This is a genomic window from Methanolobus vulcani, assembly GCF_006546655.1.
In the GTDB taxonomy this organism is placed as follows: domain Archaea; phylum Halobacteriota; class Methanosarcinia; order Methanosarcinales; family Methanosarcinaceae; genus Methanolobus; species Methanolobus vulcani_A.
Genome location: NZ_VIAQ01000019.1, coordinates 262,458 through 284,530 on the forward strand (window position 1 = coordinate 262,458; position 22,073 = coordinate 284,530).

At 35.5% G+C, this 22,073-nt stretch carries 18 protein-coding genes, 1 tRNA gene and 1 CRISPR repeat array (1 of these 20 only partly in view); of the genes, 2 read left to right on the forward strand and 17 right to left on the reverse strand.

What is annotated here, in order from left to right; translation table 11 throughout:
* Positions 1 to 2,580: a CRISPR direct-repeat array (repeat unit 30 nt; unit sequence GTTTCAATCCCTCTAAGGTCTGATTTTAAC) (it extends 336 nt beyond the left edge of the window).
* Positions 2,581 to 2,782: 202 nt separating this feature from the next.
* The 12 genes from cas2 to FKV42_RS12675 all read right to left on the reverse strand — a co-directional run bounded on the left by cas2 (position 2,783) and on the right by FKV42_RS12675 (position 15,976).
* A complete protein-coding gene (cas2, locus tag FKV42_RS12620; RefSeq protein ID WP_154810634.1) occupies positions 2,783 to 3,046 on the reverse strand; it encodes a CRISPR-associated endonuclease Cas2 in 264 nt (87 codons plus the stop codon).
* 1 nt (position 3,047) lies between these two features.
* A complete protein-coding gene (gene cas1b / locus FKV42_RS12625; RefSeq protein ID WP_154810635.1) occupies positions 3,048 to 4,049 on the reverse strand; it encodes a type I-B CRISPR-associated endonuclease Cas1b in 1,002 nt (333 codons plus the stop codon).
* A 40-nt stretch (positions 4,050 to 4,089) separates the two neighbouring features.
* Positions 4,090 to 4,665 (reverse strand): CRISPR-associated protein Cas4, encoded by a 576-nt coding sequence (gene cas4 / locus FKV42_RS12630; protein WP_154810636.1) that lies wholly within the window; start codon positions 4,663 to 4,665, stop codon positions 4,090 to 4,092.
* 53 nt (positions 4,666 to 4,718) lie between these two features.
* Positions 4,719 to 7,349, reverse strand: a complete 2,631-nt coding sequence (gene cas3 / locus FKV42_RS12635; RefSeq protein ID WP_154810637.1) for a CRISPR-associated helicase Cas3' — start codon at positions 7,347 to 7,349, stop codon at positions 4,719 to 4,721.
* Complete coding sequence (gene cas5 / locus FKV42_RS12640; RefSeq protein WP_196214136.1) at positions 7,339 to 8,103, reverse strand: CRISPR-associated protein Cas5; 765 nt, start codon at positions 8,101 to 8,103, stop codon at positions 7,339 to 7,341. The genes cas3 and cas5 overlap by 11 nt, the downstream gene beginning before the upstream one ends.
* A 26-nt stretch (positions 8,104 to 8,129) precedes the next feature.
* The gene (locus tag FKV42_RS12645) at positions 8,130 to 8,990 is read right to left on the reverse strand and encodes a type I CRISPR-associated protein Cas7 (RefSeq protein ID WP_154810639.1); all 861 of its coding nucleotides are present in this window, start codon (positions 8,988 to 8,990) and stop codon (positions 8,130 to 8,132) included.
* Positions 8,987 to 10,885 carry a hypothetical protein gene (locus FKV42_RS12650; protein ID WP_154810640.1) on the reverse strand — a complete coding sequence of 633 codons (1,899 nt, stop codon included), beginning with the start codon at positions 10,883 to 10,885 and terminating at the stop codon, positions 8,987 to 8,989. The genes FKV42_RS12645 and FKV42_RS12650 overlap by 4 nt, the downstream gene beginning before the upstream one ends.
* Positions 10,886 to 10,975: 90 nt before the next feature.
* Positions 10,976 to 11,701, reverse strand: coding sequence for a CRISPR-associated endoribonuclease Cas6 (gene cas6 / locus FKV42_RS12655; RefSeq protein ID WP_154810641.1), 726 nt, complete (start codon positions 11,699 to 11,701; stop codon positions 10,976 to 10,978).
* A gap of 338 nt (positions 11,702 to 12,039) precedes the next feature.
* Entirely contained in the window at positions 12,040 to 12,849 is an 810-nt protein-coding gene (locus FKV42_RS12660; RefSeq protein ID WP_196214137.1) for a nitrilase-related carbon-nitrogen hydrolase, read from the reverse strand.
* Between the two features lie 128 nt (positions 12,850 to 12,977).
* Positions 12,978 to 13,049 (reverse strand) — tRNA-Gly (locus FKV42_RS12665).
* A gap of 165 nt (positions 13,050 to 13,214) precedes the next feature.
* The gene (locus FKV42_RS12670; protein ID WP_154810642.1) at positions 13,215 to 14,813 is read right to left on the reverse strand and encodes a tetratricopeptide repeat protein; all 1,599 of its coding nucleotides are present in this window, start codon (positions 14,811 to 14,813) and stop codon (positions 13,215 to 13,217) included.
* Positions 14,814 to 14,851: 38 nt separating this feature from the next.
* Positions 14,852 to 15,976, reverse strand: a complete 1,125-nt coding sequence (locus FKV42_RS12675; protein ID WP_154810643.1) for a tyrosine/phenylalanine carboxypeptidase domain-containing protein — start codon at positions 15,974 to 15,976, stop codon at positions 14,852 to 14,854.
* Positions 15,977 to 16,502: 526 nt separating this feature from the next.
* Here FKV42_RS12675 and FKV42_RS12680 point away from each other — a divergent pair.
* Together FKV42_RS12680 and FKV42_RS12685 are read left to right on the forward strand one after the other, a co-directional pair.
* Entirely contained in the window at positions 16,503 to 17,093 is a 591-nt protein-coding gene (locus FKV42_RS12680) for a diacylglycerol/polyprenol kinase family protein (protein WP_154810644.1), read from the forward strand.
* 72 nt (positions 17,094 to 17,165) lie between these two features.
* Positions 17,166 to 17,876, forward strand: coding sequence for an alpha/beta hydrolase (locus tag FKV42_RS12685; RefSeq protein WP_154810645.1), 711 nt, complete (start codon positions 17,166 to 17,168; stop codon positions 17,874 to 17,876).
* Between the two features lie 2 nt (positions 17,877 to 17,878).
* Here FKV42_RS12685 and FKV42_RS12690 read toward each other — a convergent pair whose 3' ends face one another.
* From FKV42_RS12690 to FKV42_RS12710, 5 genes are all read right to left on the reverse strand, one after another.
* Positions 17,879 to 18,775 carry a mechanosensitive ion channel family protein gene (locus FKV42_RS12690; protein ID WP_154810646.1) on the reverse strand — a complete coding sequence of 299 codons (897 nt, stop codon included), beginning with the start codon at positions 18,773 to 18,775 and terminating at the stop codon, positions 17,879 to 17,881.
* Positions 18,776 to 18,922: 147 nt separating this feature from the next.
* Positions 18,923 to 20,080, reverse strand: a complete 1,158-nt coding sequence (gene pscS, locus FKV42_RS12695) for an O-phospho-L-seryl-tRNA:Cys-tRNA synthase (protein ID WP_154810647.1) — start codon at positions 20,078 to 20,080, stop codon at positions 18,923 to 18,925.
* Positions 20,081 to 20,249: 169 nt separating this feature from the next.
* Positions 20,250 to 20,528, reverse strand: coding sequence for a DNA-directed RNA polymerase subunit L (locus FKV42_RS12700; protein WP_154810648.1), 279 nt, complete (start codon positions 20,526 to 20,528; stop codon positions 20,250 to 20,252).
* A gap of 71 nt (positions 20,529 to 20,599) precedes the next feature.
* Complete coding sequence (locus tag FKV42_RS12705) at positions 20,600 to 21,187, reverse strand: exosome complex RNA-binding protein Csl4 (RefSeq protein WP_154810649.1); 588 nt, start codon at positions 21,185 to 21,187, stop codon at positions 20,600 to 20,602.
* 298 nt (positions 21,188 to 21,485) lie between these two features.
* Positions 21,486 to 22,073: an METTL5 family protein gene (locus tag FKV42_RS12710; RefSeq protein WP_154810650.1), complete on the reverse strand. Its 588-nt coding sequence runs from the start codon at positions 22,071 to 22,073 to the stop codon at positions 21,486 to 21,488.

The window sequence follows — 22,073 nt, forward strand, 5'->3', positions numbered from 1 at the left end:
AATCCCTCTAAGGTCTGATTTTAACTCTGCAAGTTCCTTCCCACACTTGTTCATTTATAATGTTTCAATCCCTCTAAGGTCTGATTTTAACCCTTAAGCTCCTGGATGATCCTAATGACTCAATGCTGTTTCAATCCCTCTAAGGTCTGATTTTAACAATGTTTGCGACTCGTTCAGTATTGTGGTTGGGTTTGGTTTCAATCCCTCTAAGGTCTGATTTTAACGGTGGTTTCATAACTGCATTGTATTTGAACTATTCCGGGTTTCAATCCCTCTAAGGTCTGATTTTAACGAAATCAACAGGCCACAGCCTGGAGACATCTTCCTCGTTTCAATCCCTCTAAGGTCTGATTTTAACAAATACCAAAGTTTACCATCGTGGAAACAGAAACTTGTTTCAATCCCTCTAAGGTCTGATTTTAACACGAATTGCAAGAGTATCATGATGTTGCTTTATCATAGTTTCAATCCCTCTAAGGTCTGATTTTAACCCAGGTTCTTCTCCCAATCCAGTTGATATTCCAACGTTTCAATCCCTCTAAGGTCTGATTTTAACGAATTGCAAGAGTATCATGATGTTGCTTTATCATAGTTTCAATCCCTCTAAGGTCTGATTTTAACATGTAATCGATTACTACAGTCGCGGAGACTGGTTTAAGTTTCAATCCCTCTAAGGTCTGATTTTAACACTGAAAATGTCCTTGAATCTCCCGAATATTCAATGTTTCAATCCCTCTAAGGTCTGATTTTAACCCTTTTCTTGTTTTCGTATTAAAGATGCCCGCAGTTGGGTTTCAATCCCTCTAAGGTCTGATTTTAACTCTATTATTCCTATTGAGTATTTCGAGCCCTATAAGTTTCAATCCCTCTAAGGTCTGATTTTAACCCTGTTAATGACTCCGAATATGTTGTTGTTATGCTTGGTTTCAATCCCTCTAAGGTCTGATTTTAACATAAACAGGACGCCATAAAGGGAACCATACACAGCAGCGTTTCAATCCCTCTAAGGTCTGATTTTAACCTGAAAGAGACCCCAAAGAGTGATCCCCAAATACTGCAGTTTCAATCCCTCTAAGGTCTGATTTTAACGCGTATAAATGAAAACAATGCTTGAGATTTTACCTAGTTTCAATCCCTCTAAGGTCTGATTTTAACAGGCGTGTATTTGCTCGGAGAAACGTTGCTGATTAAGTTTCAATCCCTCTAAGGTCTGATTTTAACCTTGATATTGTTGTCAGAAGTAGCGAGCACTAACACTGTTTCAATCCCTCTAAGGTCTGATTTTAACCAATGTGTCGTTAATCTTCGCTCTAACGGTCCTCTGTTTCAATCCCTCTAAGGTCTGATTTTAACACATTGAAGAGGGTATTAACGATACACTTGATTATCGTTTCAATCCCTCTAAGGTCTGATTTTAACGGTATTATGGTATTGCTTGCGATAATTGCATATTTGGTTTCAATCCCTCTAAGGTCTGATTTTAACATCCCGTTATGATAAGCATGATGTTGCTTGCTTGCAAGTTTCAATCCCTCTAAGGTCTGATTTTAACCGTACATGTCCTTTAAGAAAATGATCGATCTTTGTAGTTTCAATCCCTCTAAGGTCTGATTTTAACATCATGACTGCGATAACTACTTGGGTTACTACCATGAGTTTCAATCCCTCTAAGGTCTGATTTTAACTGTATTATTATAATAAGATAAGGAGCGATGATTAAAGTTTCAATCCCTCTAAGGTCTGATTTTAACTATTTCCCTATGATATATTCCGGAGTAACTATTTTTGTGTTTCAATCCCTCTAAGGTCTGATTTTAACTTCAGCGAGCTTTTCAGAGTATAGCTTCAAAAACTCGTTTCAATCCCTCTAAGGTCTGATTTTAACAAGAGAAATGCACTTGTTGAGCTTCATAATAATGCAACGTTTCAATCCCTCTAAGGTCTGATTTTAACGTGCATTTCTCTTATCTATGAGCTTAACAGCATCCTCGTTTCAATCCCTCTAAGGTCTGATTTTAACGGTTAAGAAAATGGTAAGCGAAAGATTTGTACTAACGTTTCAATCCCTCTAAGGTCTGATTTTAACGATCATTAAGAGCAGCATGACAACCCAACCTGACGGCGTTTCAATCCCTCTAAGGTCTGATTTTAACTCATTAAGAGCAGCATGACAACCCAACCTGACGGCGTTTCAATCCCTCTAAGGTCTGATTTTAACTCTGTAACGCTGACCCAGACAAAACTTAGGATCTTTCGTTTCAATCCCTCTAAGGTCTGATTTTAACGAATATTTCTTGCCATATTTCCCTATGATATATTCGTTTCAATCCCTCTAAGGTCTGATTTTAACTCCAGAACCTCTTGACCTATCTGATTGTAGTCGTAGGTTTCAATCCCTCTAAGGTCTGATTTTAACTCAATCCCTCTAAGGTCTGATTTTAACGACAACAGACATGTTATACAGACCTGTGTATAAATCAACTCAATCCCTCTAAGGTCTGATTTTAACCTTTTAACACCTTTCAACCGGTGAAGCAAGGAGAGTTCTCATACTCAATCCCTCTAAGGTCTGATTTTAACCAAGCGAATTTTGGCTTATTTTAGCGTCTTTTAGCTTGCAACAATTAAAGCGGCAAAACCGATGAGAACTTAGCTTGGCGCTGATTTATCGATTAAAAAGAAGATATTAATACTATTTTAAATCGACTCTTTAACGGAAATAAAAATAAAGGATTTCGTGGAACGTTGATTAGGTGGAAGGTATATAAAGATCCACGAAAAATCAGATTATTGAATCAATTTCAGCTTTTCTGGTGCCCAATTCTTCAATGCCAAGGTATTTTTTGTCCCTTACATGATAAATAAATATGCAATCAAGATCATCATCAATCAGTTCCTTCAATCTTGAAAGTACCTTCATGTATTCAGCTTTAGTGAGCTCCCCTTCAAAAACACTGTTCTGAACCCAGTTAAGATATTGTTTCAGGAAGATGCGTATCTTGTTTAGCCTTTCCGTTCCCGCGTCGTAGACAATGATCACGTACATATTACCACCACATAATCAGAGGTTTGTATTCCTCATCATCAAGCACATGCTTTGACAATTTGTAAAGTTCCAGCCTGATAAGCCGTTTATATGATACATTGCGCTTCAAACCTTTGTGTTTGATAGTGGTACCCAGTTTATCATTGTATTCCTGCAAAAATATCTTCTTGCCTTTCTCGCTCAGCAGCATATCCCCGATCTCGCCCCTGAAGCAGTTGTCATCAAGCATATTCTTGTTAACGAGTTTGAGTATGATCCTGTCAATAATTATGGGCTTGAAGATCTCGCTGACATCCAGAGCAAGAGAAAAACGGCGCTCAAAAGGTTCGTGCAGGTAGGATATTGTAGGGTTTAGCTGAGTGTTATAGATCTCAGAAAGCACAGTTGTGTACATGAGGGAATTCCCAAAGCTGATAAGCGTGTTCATTTTGTTTCCCGGGGGGCGGCGTGTTCGTGTAACTATCCGGTATTCTTCGGGAAATATTTCATCAAGGGCACTGTAGTAGATATTACGCATTCGCCCTTCCACATTCATCATCTGAGGTATGGATACGGATTCAGGAAGGCGGAGTATCTCTGATTCTATCGAAGATATATGTTCATTCAGTTTTTCCTGAATGTCCTCTTTGTTCCTTGAATAGTACCCCAGGTTCTTGAGGATATTACCGCAGGCGCCTTCTATGAATTTGCCCGCAAGTTCCATGCGCTTTTCATTATCAAGATAATAAGAAGCCTGCTGTATCACAAGGTCGCCGCTTATTAAGGTCTCCCGTGGATACATGCTGCCTTCGTAGAAACCATAGTAATTGAAGAAGTGTATTGGAATTCCGTTTTTTGAAAGGTATGACACGACACCTGATGAGAATGATAATCTTCCGTATGCGTAGATAGAATATATTTTGTTTACAGGTAAAGCGCGCTTTTCTTCCTTGTTTTCAAAATAGACTGTGTTTTCTTTTCGCTTTAAGATTCCATCCTGAAGGATATAATAATCTGTTCTCATCTTGTTCCTTCTCCTCATCAGTGATTGAAATTAAACAAAATCAATCCTCACTCCCTTCTCCGCAGAAGCAGAACTCAAAATACGCACACTTAGGACAGATGCGTATGCGTTTGGGATGCGGCATCCTGCCGGTGACGATCTGTTCAATTCCCCTGATGTCATCCTCGATGTTCTTTTCTTCTTCCGGTGTCAGTTCTACATCTTTTGTCTGGTTCAGCAGTGGATAATTCATAACACCTCTGGCTTCAATTCCTCTTTTTCGGAGGTAGTAGAGATAGTACAACATCTGGCGCAGGTGAGCATCTTCCATCTTTTTTGTCTTCTTTATCTCATGAAGCTCCATGACACCATTGTGCTGCTTCACAAAGTCGATACTGATGGTGTTGTCTATTGTGACTTCCTTTTTGTTTCTGGTGTACCGCTCTTCGTGTAGTTGTTTGCCAATATTGACGTTCTCATGTTCATGCTCAAGGGCGATGTTGTGAGAGAAAAGCCATAGCTTGGTGTGACAGATGTGGTAGTAGTTGATTTTCACACCGGTTATTTTCATGTGGGGAGTGAGAGGGCGGTTGTCAGAATTTGATTCTAAATTTTGATGACCTTTTGAATCTGCCATTTTACCACTTGAACTATTTCTTAATTGCCTTAGTCAATGATTTAAATAATCAGTTAGATTATTACACCACATGATGATTTTTTCATTGCTTCTTTAATTTCAAGTACATTCAATCCATTATCAAAAGAGTAGAATTCTGAAAATTTGGGAGTGGATACAATGATATCAAATTTATCATCGACTTCAATAAACCCCTCAGTTTCCAGATAATCGCGCAAGCTTCCATAGTCACTTTTAATATTGTTTATTGAAATTATGAATTGATTTAACAAACTTGTGATTTTTCGTATAACATAAATATTTTCAAACTTATTAGTAGTTGTGACTATATCTTTCCATGCCCAGTATACATTTTCTGTAATTATCATCCCATCAGAAATGATGCTTCGATTTGCTGTAAATTTTTGGATATCAGAATCAGATATTAAAGACTTGATATTACCAATGTCAGATTCAGACAAGTCATCGAGTGAAATCAGATCAAAAATAAATATATCTATTTTTTCAACTTTAGTGTCAATGACATCTAATTCACTACTTAAAGACTGGTAATGAAGGTTAGCTATCTCTCTATTTACTGAAGATAAACTATCATTGGCTATTTTTTTTACTTCGTTTGAAAGAGTGGAATAGTAAGTGTCAAACCTCTTCAATGCTATTATTTCTTCTTCATTTATTGATGAGTTATCTTGCAAAATAGTGTAGCGTTTTTGATTGCCATATATTCTTTTTGAATCAGCAATTCGATTCTCTTTATATTTGATAATAAAAAGTTTTGATATTTTAGACTTGTTATTATTGCATTCCCTATTAATCCTGCCTGAGACTTGTTCTATACTATCCAATATAGAATAATCCCGAATTCCAAAATCACAATCAATGTCCACGCCAGCCTCAATTGATTGAGTTGACACAATTATAATTCGCTCATCATTATTTTTATCTTTAATTTCTTCAATCATCTTTCTTCGTCGGAGATTTGAAGTAGTGCTGTTTAGAAGATAAAATGAAAAATCATCAAAATATTCATCATATTTCAGTTCTTCATATATTCTTGCTGAAGTTGCAACCAAATTGAGTGTAATTAGTATTTTTACAGGTCCAGTGACATAATTTTTTTCGATTTCTTCAATTAAGAGGTTTTTAATACCATCAATGTCATTGATATCTTTTCTAAAAATAACTTCATTTCTTTTGAATACAGGATGATTATAGTATTTCTGCGCATCATCTATAAGTTGTACAGCGTTAGAATTATCTATAAAATAATTAATATCAGGAAGAGTTGCACTCATTATAATGTAATATATATTCAAAGATTCACTTGTTTCTTTTATGAAATTATAAAAAGTGCGTATATTCCTATCACTTAAGGTCTGAATTTCATCAATAATTACAATACTATTACATAAACTTGCAATCTTATAGCGATTGTTCCCATGTGTTTTTATAAAACAATTGAAGAAATTAACATTGGTAATCACATTCACACAATTATTTAAGAAATTGTCATCCTGAATTACTTTCATTTTCTTAAAATAAGATATATTGGTATCTTCATTTTCATTAAATTTATCAACATATGATCTGGAATAAATATCAGAGATTATACCTACTCTCTCTGAAAAAAATGATTCATCAAATAATGATCGCTCAATTACTTTATAATTTTGCTCAATTATATTGATAAATGGAAAGACATAGAAAATTCGCCTTATAGTTTCATCATATTTGAGTATCTTTAAAGCCAGATTCATTGAAATATTTGTTTTTCCGCCACCTGTAGGAACTGTCATCATGAAGATTTTATGTTCTTCTTGCAACAAACGTTCTATATTCACACTGCATTCAACAAGAATTTCTTTTCGTATTTCATTGATGTCATTACAAGACTCAATATTAACAGGAGATATGGCATCGATATTTCTATTATATGAGATCATCGAATACGACTTTGCCATTTTTTCATGAATATCTTTGCTTATGACATTTAATTCGTACATGGAATCCAATGATTGAGAGTAATGCAAAGTAGAATAGGAATCGCTAAGCACCAGAAGGGAGTAGGATAGCTTTACAAAAAGAAACATTTTCTGCCAATTATATTCTTCCCAGAAAAAATCATCTTTTGATTGTTTAGAGATTGTAATTTCGTTTATTCCCACTTCTTGAATAATTTCTTCTATAATCTCTCTTTCATCTAAGCTTTCAGCATAGTTCTTTGTAGAAAAATCACCAAGTCTTGTATGATGCTTTGAGACAATATTAACAGCTAAGTAAACTGGTCCTTCTAAATCTGGATATTTGTCTAAGAGATACGAGCTTAGTACTCTATCTGAAAAAAAACTATGTTTGCTGTTAGCTGACTTTTTCTTATTATGCACTTTAACCTGTTGGAAATTAGGATTTAACTTTCCGATGTCATGATAATAGACCATATAGAGCAAAATTTGTTTAACACTTATCTTGTTTTTTTCACCAAACAGTCCATCTATAAAATCATCAAAAATTGGTTCAAGTCCTAATTTATCAACTAAATGTAGAAAATATTCCCCGCATAACTGGGAATGTTCTTCTAATAATTCAAAATCATTGTCTTTTCGATGTGCAGAATGATAAGTATTGAATGGAAATAGACTTTTGTCAATTGTGTCAAAAAGTGCTTTGAAGGTGTTAGAACACATAATATGCACTACCTTCTGACACAATACAATTGTCTGGGTTTTTTAGTTCAATCTTAGTTTCATTTTGTGGAATTGCCATCAAACAATACACATACTTAAACATATCATCAAAATCTATAGGAAGCAACTCCAGTTTTAAATTGCGAGTTGTTTCCTTTGATAATTCATCAAAAGGAAATATACTGGAGCAACTTACTTCTTTCTCAGAGTTCACTTCATAGTCATTTAATGAAATATACTCTATACTGGCAAAGAACTCATTTTTGCCCAGATATATTGGAAATACGCTTTTATTCTGAGTGATGTTTTCAATAATCAGAGAGTGAAGCGAATCATTGTCATTTAAAAGCAATCCAATTTCATAATCTGGGTCTTGAAGGATTTGTTCATTTATCATCACATTAGGAGAGCCTGTGTCTACTCTATTATTTAGAAAGCTATTGAGACTGTTGTATGTGACTACAAATTTCTTATTAGCTGATCCATTAGGTTTGATGAATACTTTTAAATCATGCAATTTTGAATAGAATTCTGGGCATGTATCTGAATTTTTATAACCGCTAAGACCTATGAGTGAACCAATAATTCCTAATAATTGAGGTTTTGGAATTATCGAATACGTATTTCTAAAACGATTACTAATTGGCTGATTAAAATGGGCAAATATCCCATGCAGTCTGAATATAAGTACTTTATTTGGCTGCCCAGAAGCTTTACCATTTGTTGATGAAAAAGATTCAAGTGTTGTATTCAATAGTATCACCTGAATACCTTTTATATTTATTGCGCATTGGAAATGCCAATGTTCTCAACTTTATTGCTGTATTGCTCAAGTGAGTCTTTGTTGATTCTATCTTTAATTATATCATTAACTTTGGAATAATCCACAATAATATTTCCATCAGATTCATACACGTTGACCTGCGAATTCAGATTATTAAAGATATGATTATCTTTGTTTTCAAACCAAACCATACTTACCGTTTCACAACCAAACATAGTTGTTGAAGTTACTTTTCCCACTGAATATTTCAGAGCATTTTTTAATTTTTCAATGTCTGTATCAGAGATATCAATTCCTTGTTTTTGTGCAGAGTTCATATTAAGGCAAACATCATACACATAATAGACATCATCTGCCCTGGATTCTGAACCTATGGTTGTCTGCTGACTATCTTTGCTTTTTTCATTTGGATTTCTATATGGAGAAAGAATATCAGATGAGTAGATACTTGAATTTTCGAAACGGTTTACACCGTAGTTTATTTGACATGGTCCTGTGATAGAAATATTGCTATCAACTGCAAAAACAACACCAAAAAGACGAACATCAATAAATGATTTTAAGTCTTCTATAATCTCTATTTCGCTTTTTGGGATGGAAGTCTTATTGCATTTTAGTAGGTAGTTTTCTTTAAGAGTAAGATATCTTTGGACAACTCCGTCTTTTGTTTCATGTGCCTTCTGTGTTCTCTGAACAAAAACAGCTTCATTATCAGATAGATATTCTCTGATGCAATATTTTAATGCTTTATCCGTAGCAAATATTCTACCATTTGGTAGTCTTCTTGGCAAACCATCAAAACCTGCGTTAAAACTTGCATTTTTTGCGTTTACAACTACTAACCCATTATAATTCATTCAGATTCCTCCTGTAATTCAGTTTCATTTCCTTCCTTTTTTGAATAGTACAAATAATTATTATCAAAGTAGCCTGTATATAGGGGAATTTTGTTGTTATCATAGGATTTACTGAATTCAAATGCAAGGACACCACTCATCATATTGTGGAACTTGCGATTCCCATCAAGATATTCATTATGGGAATACTTTTCAAGAACTGTAATCAATTTACTTTTAAGCATTTCCATATCATGTACATTCATAGTATATTTTGTAAAAAGTTCCAATGTATTTTGTCCTTTTGAAACTTGAAGCAAATAATAGAATATTTGTCCCATGCAGTAACTTGCTTCAAAATCATTTTCTATCTTAAAAGAATCATTTTCATCCATTTTTTCTTTCAATGACATATATTCTGTAATAATATCTCCTCCATTTTGTTCCATTGATAAGTATTTATAATAAATTATAAGGAAAAAGCGAATTTTGTTAGAACTGATCTTTAGTTCATCACGGAATTTGGAATTTCTTATTGTTTCTGATAGAATCTCTCTAAACAGTTTGGTGAAAATTTTGTCTTCAAACAAAGAATTATTTTGATAATAAATATAATTGCAAATAACTGAGTTATATTCAATTAGCTTTAATTTCAAAAATGGATGAAGACTCTTAATCAATTTTGACGGATCCGTTTCAAAAAGTGAACCAACAAGAGTGTTATTAAACAGCAAATTAAGTTCTCTTAAAAAGATGGACTTGTTTCTCAGATTCCCAATACGTGTGATTTCTCCATCTTTATCTTTTGAAGGCAGTTCTTTTAGTGCAGAATATATAAGTAAATCCTCTACATTATAAGAATATTCATTATGGAGCTCATAATCAAAATTGCTTACATAGATAAACTCGATATTCTCTATTTTAGGGTCGGTAAGCATCATCACATAGTCAAACGCTTGGAAACGATTTGAATTATATAAATGATTTAGCATTTTCAAAATACTAAGTGGCTTTGATGAATAATCTTTGTAGTCATTGCTTGTAACACCTATAGAAGTGGGGAAAACATACCTATAAAACTTGTAGGCTTTGATATATTCAAAAAAATTGTATGTTTGTTTGGCACATTTGCCACATACATTAAAATTTTCAGGGTTTTTTGATTTCAAATTCGTTTTATATCTGGTAGGGTGTCTTAGCAAATACTTTCTATCTTTTTGAAGGTCAAATAAATTTCCTTGAGATAACATATAAAGTTGATCATGTAAGCCACAGCAATCACATTCATCTTCAAATGTTTTGTATTTCAAAAGCTTATCCACAGTATAAGATGACACAGCATCAAGATATGAATTCACATCTTCTTCATTACTCAAAAAAATGACATAATCATTTTGCGCTAAATCAAAATTATTATCAGGGTTTATATTATTGAAATTAATGAAAAAATTGAACACATTATCGCATATATATAAAAATGGAGCATATAATTTAATTTCAGCAGACGATTTTTTATAATTATTAATTTTTTCATGTGGGATTGTTATGACAATATTATCATTTGAATATTTTACAGCTTTATTATTCTCATCTTTATCAATAAAAGCATCTGTTATTTTGTAATGAGTTAATGAATGACTCAATAATGCATTATTCCCACCAATGTTATTACTTGAATTATGGGTTGGACGAATGAAGTTCTCGGATTTAAAGTACTTAGAACCATAAACCTTTAGCCAAGGTCTTTGATCAAATTCGTCTTCAAGGTTAGCAGGATCAATTACAAATGGTTCATCAGATATATTTGGAGGGACGATCAATGCTTTTGTTTTACCGATTTTTTGATCTGATGTTTCGTCATTCAGCAAAGCATCGTAGTCATCTTCAGAAAACAGATTCACAATAAAATTATACATTTTTTCTCCCCGTACATGCTGAAATAAATTTAACAATTAAAGAATAATGGTTATTACTACATAAACATTTATTAAGCGTGGTGAAACTATTCATCCCACCACCCCCAGACACCCAAATCCCATCGCATTTTTCTCCCCAAGCCCCGCATCGTAGGCGAACTTCACAAGTTCGGGGCTGGCTTCGAGTTTCATCTTTAGCATGCTGCATCGTCTGAAACTGTTATCTATGGACACGCGTTTTGCTTTGACATCCATCACATCAAGGATATCGAAAAAATCCTGTTCTACTTTGTGGCCGTAGTATTCCTCGTATCTGGAGCAGAGATTTGTGTGGAGATTCTCATAGAACTTGGCATCCTTTGGGTAGAGGTCGAACTCAGCAAGCTTTTCACCTTTTTTCCTCATGGTCTTCACATACAGAGGAGAGAGGGTTGTGAACTTGCAGGTATCCGAGAACTCCGGCTGGGGCAGGATCTCTGCACTTTCAATAATGAGATTTGCTTTTTGTCCTTTTCCGAGGAAAAATTCCGGCTCCATAAGCAAACCTTCGGTGAAACTGCGAATAAACTCCGGGTCCGGTGAAGAGATGAAAAAATGTGCTTTCGTAAAATTCAGGCCGTATTTGTTCGGAATCCAGTCCTCGATAACAAGGTTGGAAAACGTATAGAACTTGAATCCCTGATGGCTGTGCAGCTCATTTGCAAGAGTAATATTGGCATTGGCAAGACGGTGATATAGCATAGAAGCTAAACCGTACTGGTAATCATAATGAATGGGATTGGACGATGTTTTTCGAATGGTGATCTTGCATCGCATGAAAATATTTTGTACGTGATATTAGTTATAGCTTTCTAAAATATTCCCAATGCCTTCGTATAAATTTATAGTTAAGAACCGATTGTTTGAAACTTATGATATTAGCAGTACCACCAATAAGACATGATTTCAAAAATCATAAATTACAAACCAAATGTGTTTAATTATGATAACATAGAACAAACATAATAATTACTTTTGTGTTATTAGTAGCAGAGGAACCAAAAAGAACTAATCCTTTTAAATGCATGTTGATTGCATAAAAACAGAAGTTAATTCACTACGGAATGTGATTATTTAGCATTAAAATAGAAACAAATAATAAACAATCAATCAACTCAATAAAGATCAGTCCTGAGATCCTGCAGAATAGACCCTTTTTGTTTGATCTCTTTTGCTTTGTCAAGATCAATTTCCCCGATGAGAACGGTTTCCTCGTTTCCGGCTTCTTCAAGAATACGACCCCAACCATCAGTAATCAAAGAACCGCCGGGATAAATTGTACGCTTTCCTTTTCCAACCCGGTTGCAGGCTACATGAAGAAGTTGGTTTTCAATTGCCCTTGAAATTGACATGATGCGCCAGGGATGAGCGTAAAAATCCGGGATCTCGGCAGATGATACAAATATATCTGCTCCTTCAACAGCCAGTTTTCGTGCAACTTCCGGGTAGCGAAGTTCATTACATACGATAAGTCCGACTGAAATGTCGTGCTTTTTCAGTTTTATAGGAGCTATGCTGGTTCCAGATGCAAAGTATTCTTTTTCAGGACCATATAGCTGAACCTTGCGGTGTGAACCTGCCAGTTTTCCTGATTCGATACAAAAACCAAGATTATATTGAGATGGAGCCTGATCTTCTTTATCTGATGCATCCTTCTCTCTTCGTTCTATCATTGAACCTGCCAGAATGCAGCCATGTTCCTGTGAAAAGTCACAGAGAGCTTCAATTGTTGGTCCGGGAACATCTTCTGCAATCTCTTCTATCCGATCATAGCAAAAACCGGTGGAGAAAACTTCAGGTAAAACAAGCAATTCAGCTTCTCTGGAAACTGCTTCTTCTGCCATCTGAAGAGCATGCTGAAGATTATCATGTTTTGAACAGACAGAGACATTCATCTGGATGCAGGCAACTTTCACTGTTTTCACTCACCTTTAACTGCTGTATAAAGAGAGAACATATGATAAAGATACTGTTTCTACACCGATTTTTAATAGGGGATTGTGAGATTTTCTAAAGTACATTTATTCCCGTTGTATATATCTCTTCAATAAGATGCGGCTGCCGGGATTCGAACTCGGGTTCAGAGCTTGGGAAGCTCCGGTCATGACCGCTAGACCACAGCCGCACGTTAAAAATATACAATTAGCTATTGAATTTATGCATATTAATTATTTATGACACCATGAATCTGTAAAAATCTTCTTTTTATACCACCGAAAGTGACGATAATTAAACGCCGTTGATAATTGCTATCGAATGTTAAGTTAGAGCATTTAGGATGAAAATAAATTCAATCGTCATCCATCATTTTTTTAACATTTTCGATTTTTAATATAATTTCATTTTGAAGAGATGAACATTCATTTAACCCATAATGTTTTTGAGCCTGCTCAAATGCAAAAATCGCTAAATTGAGATTGTCTTCTTTATCGCGAACAGCAGCTAGATTTCTATAGGCATCTCCAAGATTATTCTGGGTTTCAGCATAATCAATTGGAAATTTTTCAGCTGTTCTGATTTTCAGTGATTCTTCAAAAAGTCGTATCGCCATAGATAGATTCTTTTCTTTGTCCCTAACTTCAGCAAGTTTGATAAAAGCTACTCCTAAATCATTTTTACTTTTTGCATAGTTAATTGGATATTTATCCATAGTTCTGATTTTCAGTCCTTCTTCTATCGCATGAATTGCTTTATTAAGATTTTTTTCTTTGTCTTGAACATCTGCTAACTTTGTATAGATAATTCCCACTTCAGATTGGGTTGCTGAATACGCAATTGGATATCTATCAATAGTTCTGATTTTCAGTGATTCTTCTATCGCATGAATTGCTTTATTAAGATTTTTTTCTTTGTCACGAAGATTAGCTAATTTTCTATATGCAATTGAAAGATTGCTCTGAGTTAATGCATAGCTTAATGGATAAGCATCAACAGTTCTAATACTTAATGTTGCCTCATAAGCACATATTGCTTTTACAAGATTTTCTTCCTTATCCTTTATATCTGCAAGTTTTCCATATGCAATCCCAAGATTATTTTGAGTGTTTGCATAGTCAATAGGGTATTTTTCAACAGTTCTAACTTTTAATGCTTCGGTATATGCATGAATAGATTTATCTAGATTTTGTTCTTTATTTCGAACATCAGACAAATTCCTGTACGCAGCTCCAAGACAATTTTGTGCTTCAGCATAATAAAAAGCCTTCTCATTAATTGACAGATAATTTAAAGTTTCTTTGCAAGCACGTATAGATGTATCTAGATTTTGTTCTTTATTTCGAACATCTGATAAAAGTCTATAAGTTAATCCTAAACTACTCATAGTAATCGCATAATCAAGTGGAAATTTATCGCACGTTCTAATTTTCAATGACTCATTTAAACTTTGAATTGAAAGATTGAGATTCTCTTCTTTATCCCTCACCCTAGCAAGTTGTCTATAAGAATCTCCAAGATATTTCTGCGATTCAGCAAAATCAACTGGATATTTATCAACTGTTCTAACTCCTAAAGCTTCTTCAAAAGCACGGATTGCTATAGCAACATTCCTTTCTCTATTGTCAATCTTACTGAGATTAAGACTACAAATCCCCTCTCCATTTTTTGCATGAGCATATTCTTTTGGATATTTCTCAGCTGAAACCTTCTTTGATATGGCTTTATACTCTGATAATGCTTCCAAAAGCATATCTTTTTTTACCAAACTGTCTGCGTTTATTAAAGAAGATTTGGTTTTAGCTAGGAACTCCTTTTCACTTTTCTTTTCATTTTTTTTATCGATTGAGTAATATTTTAATACAAATCCAATGATAGCTATGGTAATTCCAGTTACTAAACTATTAAGGTCAAGTATAGAATTTAGAAGTGAATCGCTTATGCTACTTACCATGATATCAGCCTTTATTTAATGTCATCAATAATATTTTGTTAGGTTTTGTTAAATGGTAGATATTTCGGCTTAACTACAACACCTTGATTGATTAATTCTTGAATAATATCAACATCATTTAGACCAATTTTTCCAACGAAAAGGTCTTCAATAGAATTACCTGCATTCAAAAATGAACTCACTTTTTGAAAACCATCCATATATACAAAATCTTTAGTGTATCCTCCTGCCATACTAGTATCCATGAAACTTCTTTTTACTCGTTGGACTATCGAATAAGCTTCCGATGGGGAGAAATAATTCACTAATTTACTAAAAACATCAAAAAAAGACGAATTAATACTGTCGTTTGCAGCAATCACCCTTGCACTATATCTTTTAATATCTGCAGGGGTTATTAATCCATTTTTATCTTCAACATATAGTGCTAAACCCTCTTCAGTATTTATATAATTGGGAAATCCATTCCTAAATATTAAAAATCGCTGCAATTTACCGTTTTCAGCTCTAAATACATGAGTCCTAATTTCATGAAAAATATATCTTTTCATATTATTTTCTGAAAATTTTTCAGAAGCATTGATTTTTATTGTATTCTGAGAAGCATTTACAGATAGTTTAGCACTAGCTCTTGTGAGTATCTCGAAATCCCAATTTAATCCGAACTTTTCCATTTCTGTTTTAAAAATTTTAAGAACCGCTTCAGGAGTTAAACTTTCTAGTTGTTTTTCTTTGATATTTTGATATTTTAACAAATTTGATTCTGCTTGTTTTACTAATAGATTACTTGGACTACCATACAAATTTGTTACATTCCCTCCAAAATTTGGCTGGTTCCTGTCCTTAAAAAGATTTATCCTTAATACTAAATCATCAATTATTTTTATGTAATAAGGTGCAAATAAAGAATTTTTGCATTCATGAAATTGATCTCTAATCAGTAATAGTTCATTGTACAATAATTCAAGATTTTCATCAAATACTTCATACTTGAATTGAGGATTATAACAATTTCCGGACTCATATTCTTTAAGAAACTTTTTCTTTTCTTCTTCCGAATTTATCGGATTCAAATACTTGGAAATATCAATTTCTTTAATAATATCCCATAAATGATTATCATATGCCAAAATACATTCTTCTGATATTATATCAAGTTTCATGAAACATTGTCCTATTCAACCATTAAAGAATAATACATTTTTCTTGAAGAACTTTTACAAAAAAATAATTTTTATTATATTCCCCATACATAAATTACATTATAACTACATAAGCTTTGTTTTATTATTTACATGATGATTGCGTTAGTTTTACAGATGCAAATATTAACTTAAAAAAATACTTGTTTGATATTATGATTACTGAGTTTAATAAAATCCTTTTACTGATCGGCTGCATCCGGTGCGTCCTTAAGTGCCCTGTTAGTATTACTGTCAGAAATTGGTGACTCCGATATTTCTAGTTACTTCATTTTAACTCCTTTTAGAGATTTGCCCTCTGCATCAGCCTAGACACTTTAATTGATTAATCCATCTTAGAAATACACTGACATATATCTAACAGACACTAGAATTTACAAGATAATATACTTGTACAATGGAATGACAATCTTAGGATATTGAACACAATCCGTAAATATTCATGAAATTGAACCTTATTTATAGTTGAAAAAATAAAATAATAAATATGGCACCCAAAACCTTCATGGATGAGATGCTGCGTAAAGGTCTTCACCTGGCATCAGTTGCCATAGTTCTGGTCTACTTCTTTTTTGGAAAAACAATAGTACTCTACTTCATGACATCCTATCTCGTCCTTGTTCTTATCATCGAACACCTGAGACTTGACAGAGGTTACAGGTTACCTGTTATACATTACTTGTTGCGAAAGGAAGAAGAAACATCACTTGCAGGGCACATTTATTTCACTCTTGGAGCTATCGTTGCCGTCTCCGTATATAGTGAAAATATTGCCTATGCAGCCCTGCTCATGGCAACCTTCGGAGATATGAGTGCAGCACTAATTGGCAAAAGCTTTGGAAAAAGAAGAATATTCAGAAATGGAAAATCCTTTGAAGGATGTGTTGCAGAATTCACTGTTGACCTTGTTATTGGCTACGCATTGCTCTCAAACCCGGAAATCGCATTTATTATGGCACTTGTTGCCACTGCTGTGGAAACTGGATTTGAGAAAATAGATGATAACCTTGCGATTCCTGTGTTCTCAGGCTTTGCCGGGGAATTAATGGTAATGCTTACAGCCTATATGAAACTGTAGAATAAAATTATAGAATTTGATAAATACAAGGGTTATTTACAGAGAGATCTATCATAATAGTTGGAGAAAACAATGGAAAAACAGGACTTACTCATCGATAACATCCCGGCGATTCTATGGGGGAAAGACAGCTCTAAGCTGTTTGTTGCAGTTCATGGAAACATGTCACACAAAAAAGATAGCCCTATTTCAATTCTTGCTGAAGAAGCAGTTCCTTTGGGCTATCAGGTGCTTAGTTTTGATCTCCCGCAGCATGGGGACAGAAAAGATGAATCTACGCTTTGTAAAGTTCAGAACTGTGTCAGCGACCTCAGTAAGATCATAAACTATGCACAAACAAATGCTACCGATATTTCACTATTTGCCTGCAGCATGGGAGCATATTTCAGTCTTCTTGCCTATAAGGAAATTCCCCTACAACAGTGCCTCTTCCTTTCTCCGGTTGTTAACATGGAACGTATCATTGACAATATGATGACATGGTTCAACATAAGCAAGGAACAATTAAAGGCTGAGCAAGAAATCCCCACACCGGCAGGGCAAACATTGTACTGGGATTACTACTGCTATGTAAAAGAAAATCCGATTCTTCGCTGGGATAGTCCTACAGCCATCCTTTATGGAAAAGAGGATAACATTTGCGAATATGATATTGTAAGCTCCTTTTCAAAGAAATTTAATTGTGATCTGGAAATAATGGAAAACGGTGAACATTATTTTCACACACCGGACCAACTCAACTATTACAGAAAATGGTTAGCAGAGCATCTTAGCAGCTTATGAAATCAATTCCCGGCAGGTATCAGCTCATTAAGCATCATGCCCGTAATCTGGTGCCTGATCTGCTCCTTGCGGTCATAAGTGGATTTATAGTAGACAGTTATCTTCACACCGTCACGGTCTGCGCCAAGGAAAAAGCTTGCACTCACATCAAGATTGTTCCAGACTTTTTCTTTTAGAGCCTCTATCTTTGCAGGCAGGTTTTCCGGAATTTCATCCATACCAAAATACATATCAAATTCGTTCCTGAACTTACCCCTGCCATAATTCATAATAGGTTTTTCAAGGAAAGTCTTGTTTGGTATTTTGAAATAATCTTCAGACATTTCCGGCATAGGAGTTACAACCACATAGAAAAGCCCTATGTGCTTCACCTGGCCTTCAAGGTAATCATCCTCACCCACCCTGATATAATCGCCTATCTTGAATGGCTTTTTGGTTAGCAGTATGAACCAGATGAAATAGGAGAGAATTACATCCCTGATCGCAAAAGCAAAACCCGTGGTAATCAAACCAAGAAAGAGAGCGATATTGCTTACCGTACCACCAAGAAGTGAAAAAGCTACCAGTGTTGCAATGAGATATACAAACCACAGGTACATCTTGCCCATGAGTATTCTCTCTTCGATCTCTCCTAATTCTTCAAAGTAATTAAGAAAACGATTCACGGTAAGTTTTGTAAAAAGGGTTGCAACTGCATAGGATACAAAAATACCTATCAATACCTTCAAAGTTCCTGTCACCACATCAGGAATATCAAATATCTGATGTTCATCCACAGCAATTATTCCCAGAGCAACGGCTGTGAGAAACACAAAGAACATAAAAAACGTGTTCAATGATTTGTGAACCAGTTTTGATTTCACATAAATCAGTCCACTTCGTGGTGTCTTTTTAGCCATGTATAGCTTGCTCCGATCATAGATTTTTCAAAATAATTATCTAACTAGCTCCATATAGACAATCATATCAATATAGTTTACTAGGAAAAAAGCAGGAAAAAGGAATTATATCTAGAAATAAAAAGAGAAAATAAAGTACCAATTCGTTTATTTCTGGTACTTATCGATAATTTCCTGGAAAGAATCAGCTACATAGGAAAGATTCTCCCTGCCAACCTGGAACGTACTGAGCTTGAAGTACTTGGTAAGCCCTGATTTGATACCGTGGATATTACGCTGCTTCAGCTCCTTGTACAGGAAATATCTGCCTTTCTTTGCAGTCTGCGATATCTCATAGAACACAGGAGCCTCGAAGAACATCAGGTCGTGGTTGTGTGGTTTGTCACCCATCTGAATGAGACCCATGTCTTCCAGCTTGGCTGAGAACCAGCGTGCATCTGCAACCTCATTATCCCAGTTCTGTGTCCTGCGTACAACCTCCGGGAATGATGCAATCATTGTCATAACGGTTGCACCTCTTGCAGTACATCCGAGAAGCTCGATTTCTTTTACCTTATGAGTTGGAGACTTTCTGAAAACTATGTCTGCATAGTCTTCCTTCACACCAAGTACACCGATCGGACCCGATGAAGCCATTGACTTGTGACCACTTCCAACAACAAAATCAACACCCATCTTCTTAGCATGGATAGGCATCCTGCCCACTGAATAAGCACCATTCAGCATTAGAGGAACATCATAGCTGTGGCAAATATCAGAAATTCTCTTCACATCTGCAAGGTTACCGTAACTTCCATCAGGATAAGTTACCTGTGCCAGAGCAGGAGCTTTTCCAGTCTCACTGATAACCTCTTCAATAGCTGTAGCATAAGCTTCAACGTCAGTTTTGTATTCAGGACTTCCGCTGTGTGGTACAGTCTTTACATTCAGCCTTGCACGCTGTGCAGCAACGAATGATGAATAGTGAGCAAGCTCGTCAAGCACCACATAGTCCCCCTCCTGACCCATGGAATGCATAACTGCAAACTTGGATTCTCTTGCACCGTGGGTGATCCTTACAGCATCTGTATCCAGAAATGCAGGCAATGCATTGTGAACAAACTCCTCTATTGGAGGCTTTTTGATTAGATCAAGAATACCACCACAGAAATCACAGACCGAGTATCCGTCTCCCCATTCAACAAGTGCCCTGCGGGCATCTTCCGTAAGTTTACCGCCTGTCTGAAGCGGATCAATATTTATCGCATCTTTCGGACCACGTGCGATAAATCCGAATTTATTAAGAATTGAATCATCAAGTTCCATAATATTACCCCGTAAATCTGTGAATTATACTGATATTGAACTTTCCAATACTAGTTAAAAATGTTCATTGTAAAATACTTCATACCTTACTGCTCAGAAGCCGGAAAGCTCCAGCTCAGAAGAAAAGTATAATAAAAAAAGGAGCACCGAAGTGCAACTTTAAACCAAATTAAATATCAATAGCTGTTTTGAAAACGCCAAGGAACTCATCACAATCATTTACGATATTGTTAGCAGCGTCCTTGACAACTTCAATAGGATCTGCACCATCTGTCTTAACAAAAAGTATAGGATCACTAATTGATACGTGTTTCATATCGTATGTTGCTATCTGAACTCTCTTGTCATCGAGCAGAGCGGACTTGAGCATATTGAGAAGAGTGTGGTTCTCACCAATGATCTCAAGATGCATCTCGTCTTCTGTTTTGTCAATGATCTTCAATTCCATCTTTATCTCACCATAAGTAATGTGTAATTATTAAACTATAAGTTTAAACTAAAATTTTAAACGATAATCGATTAAACGATTCCGGTTCCGTAGTCTGCAGATATTTTCCTTGTCTCTGTGCGACCACATTCAGGACATTTCAGTTTCTTGTTGTCCATTATAAGTGAACTGTGACACCTTGAACAATATGCCTTCATAACTCCAAGGGACTTTTCGTCGGTACTCAGACGCATGTTCTGAGTGTTGATGACCTTTGCCTTGACAACATCAGAAAGTGAAAACTCGTAGCCAAGATTCTTGACATAAGAATCTTTCACGTTGGATACATGAATTGCTGCTGCGCCATTTGTCTGGAACTCACGCTCTCCCTTTCCTTTGATTGCACCGATCTCAACAAGAGCCACTGAGTCACGCATATTGACAACGCTTCCGATAATAATGTCGCCTTCCTTGATCTCAGGCGGAATGCTTGTCTGAGGTACTATCGAGATTGTTCTAGATTTTCGGTCAACTTTTACATATCCAGTGTTAAGTGAGTGGATATCTGCAACGTTGACATAAGTTCCTGCGCCTGCCCTGAACTCTTCCGTAGTTCCTACAAAATCACCAGGCATTACAAATACAGATTCTTCTGTACTAAGTTCCTCTTCATCATCCATATCATCATCTTCTGTTGCGCCTTCATCGGGCTTATTGTCCTTCTTTGCTGACCTTCTTTTACGGCCCTGTTCTTTCCCTTTAACAGCTTCTGCTGCCTCCTCGATTACTTCTGTTTCTGATGAAAGAACCTCTTCTTCACTTACCTGCTGGTCTTCAGAATCAGATGATTTGATCTTCCTGCGTGAAGTCTTACGTCTATTTCTTATCCTAATTAGAATCCCTTCTTATAATCTGAAATTATATAAAAATGCACAAATCCATGAATCCCTTCAAGTAAGAACCGCATTTCTTAAAATATTATCGTACTATACGATAAATCTCTACTTTTACCATTTCTACTTCTTTTTTATGGAATTTAAATGTTCGTTTCATTGGAAATGCCGTTGAGTACCAGTCTGTTATTCTGGCATCACCTATGAACTTACTTATAAAATCATGGCTCCCGCAATTATGAATGGAATATATCACATCACTGGTTTTCAACGCACTTAAAAGAAACGGTCGGTCATTACCCTTGGCCTGAGCACCGAACGGAGGGTTCATGACAACGGTATCAGCATGCCCTTCAACCTCAAAAATATCGGCATGGACAAACTCAACATCCACACCAAGTTTCTCAGCATTCCTGCGGGCTACTTCCAGAGCCTTGTTATCTATATCGAACCCAACAACCTTTTCTGCTCCAAGGAGTTTCGCACCAATGGCAAGCATTCCAGTCCCGCATCCAAGATCAAAAACAGTTCCTTCCAGATCGCCCTGCATATATGCAAAATGAAGCATTTCAGCCGCAAGTAATGCAGGAGTGGCATATTGTTCCAGGTTCACATTAGGAGAATCAAAACCCTCAACCTGCTCCAGCAACATCTCAAGCTTACGCTGCTTCAA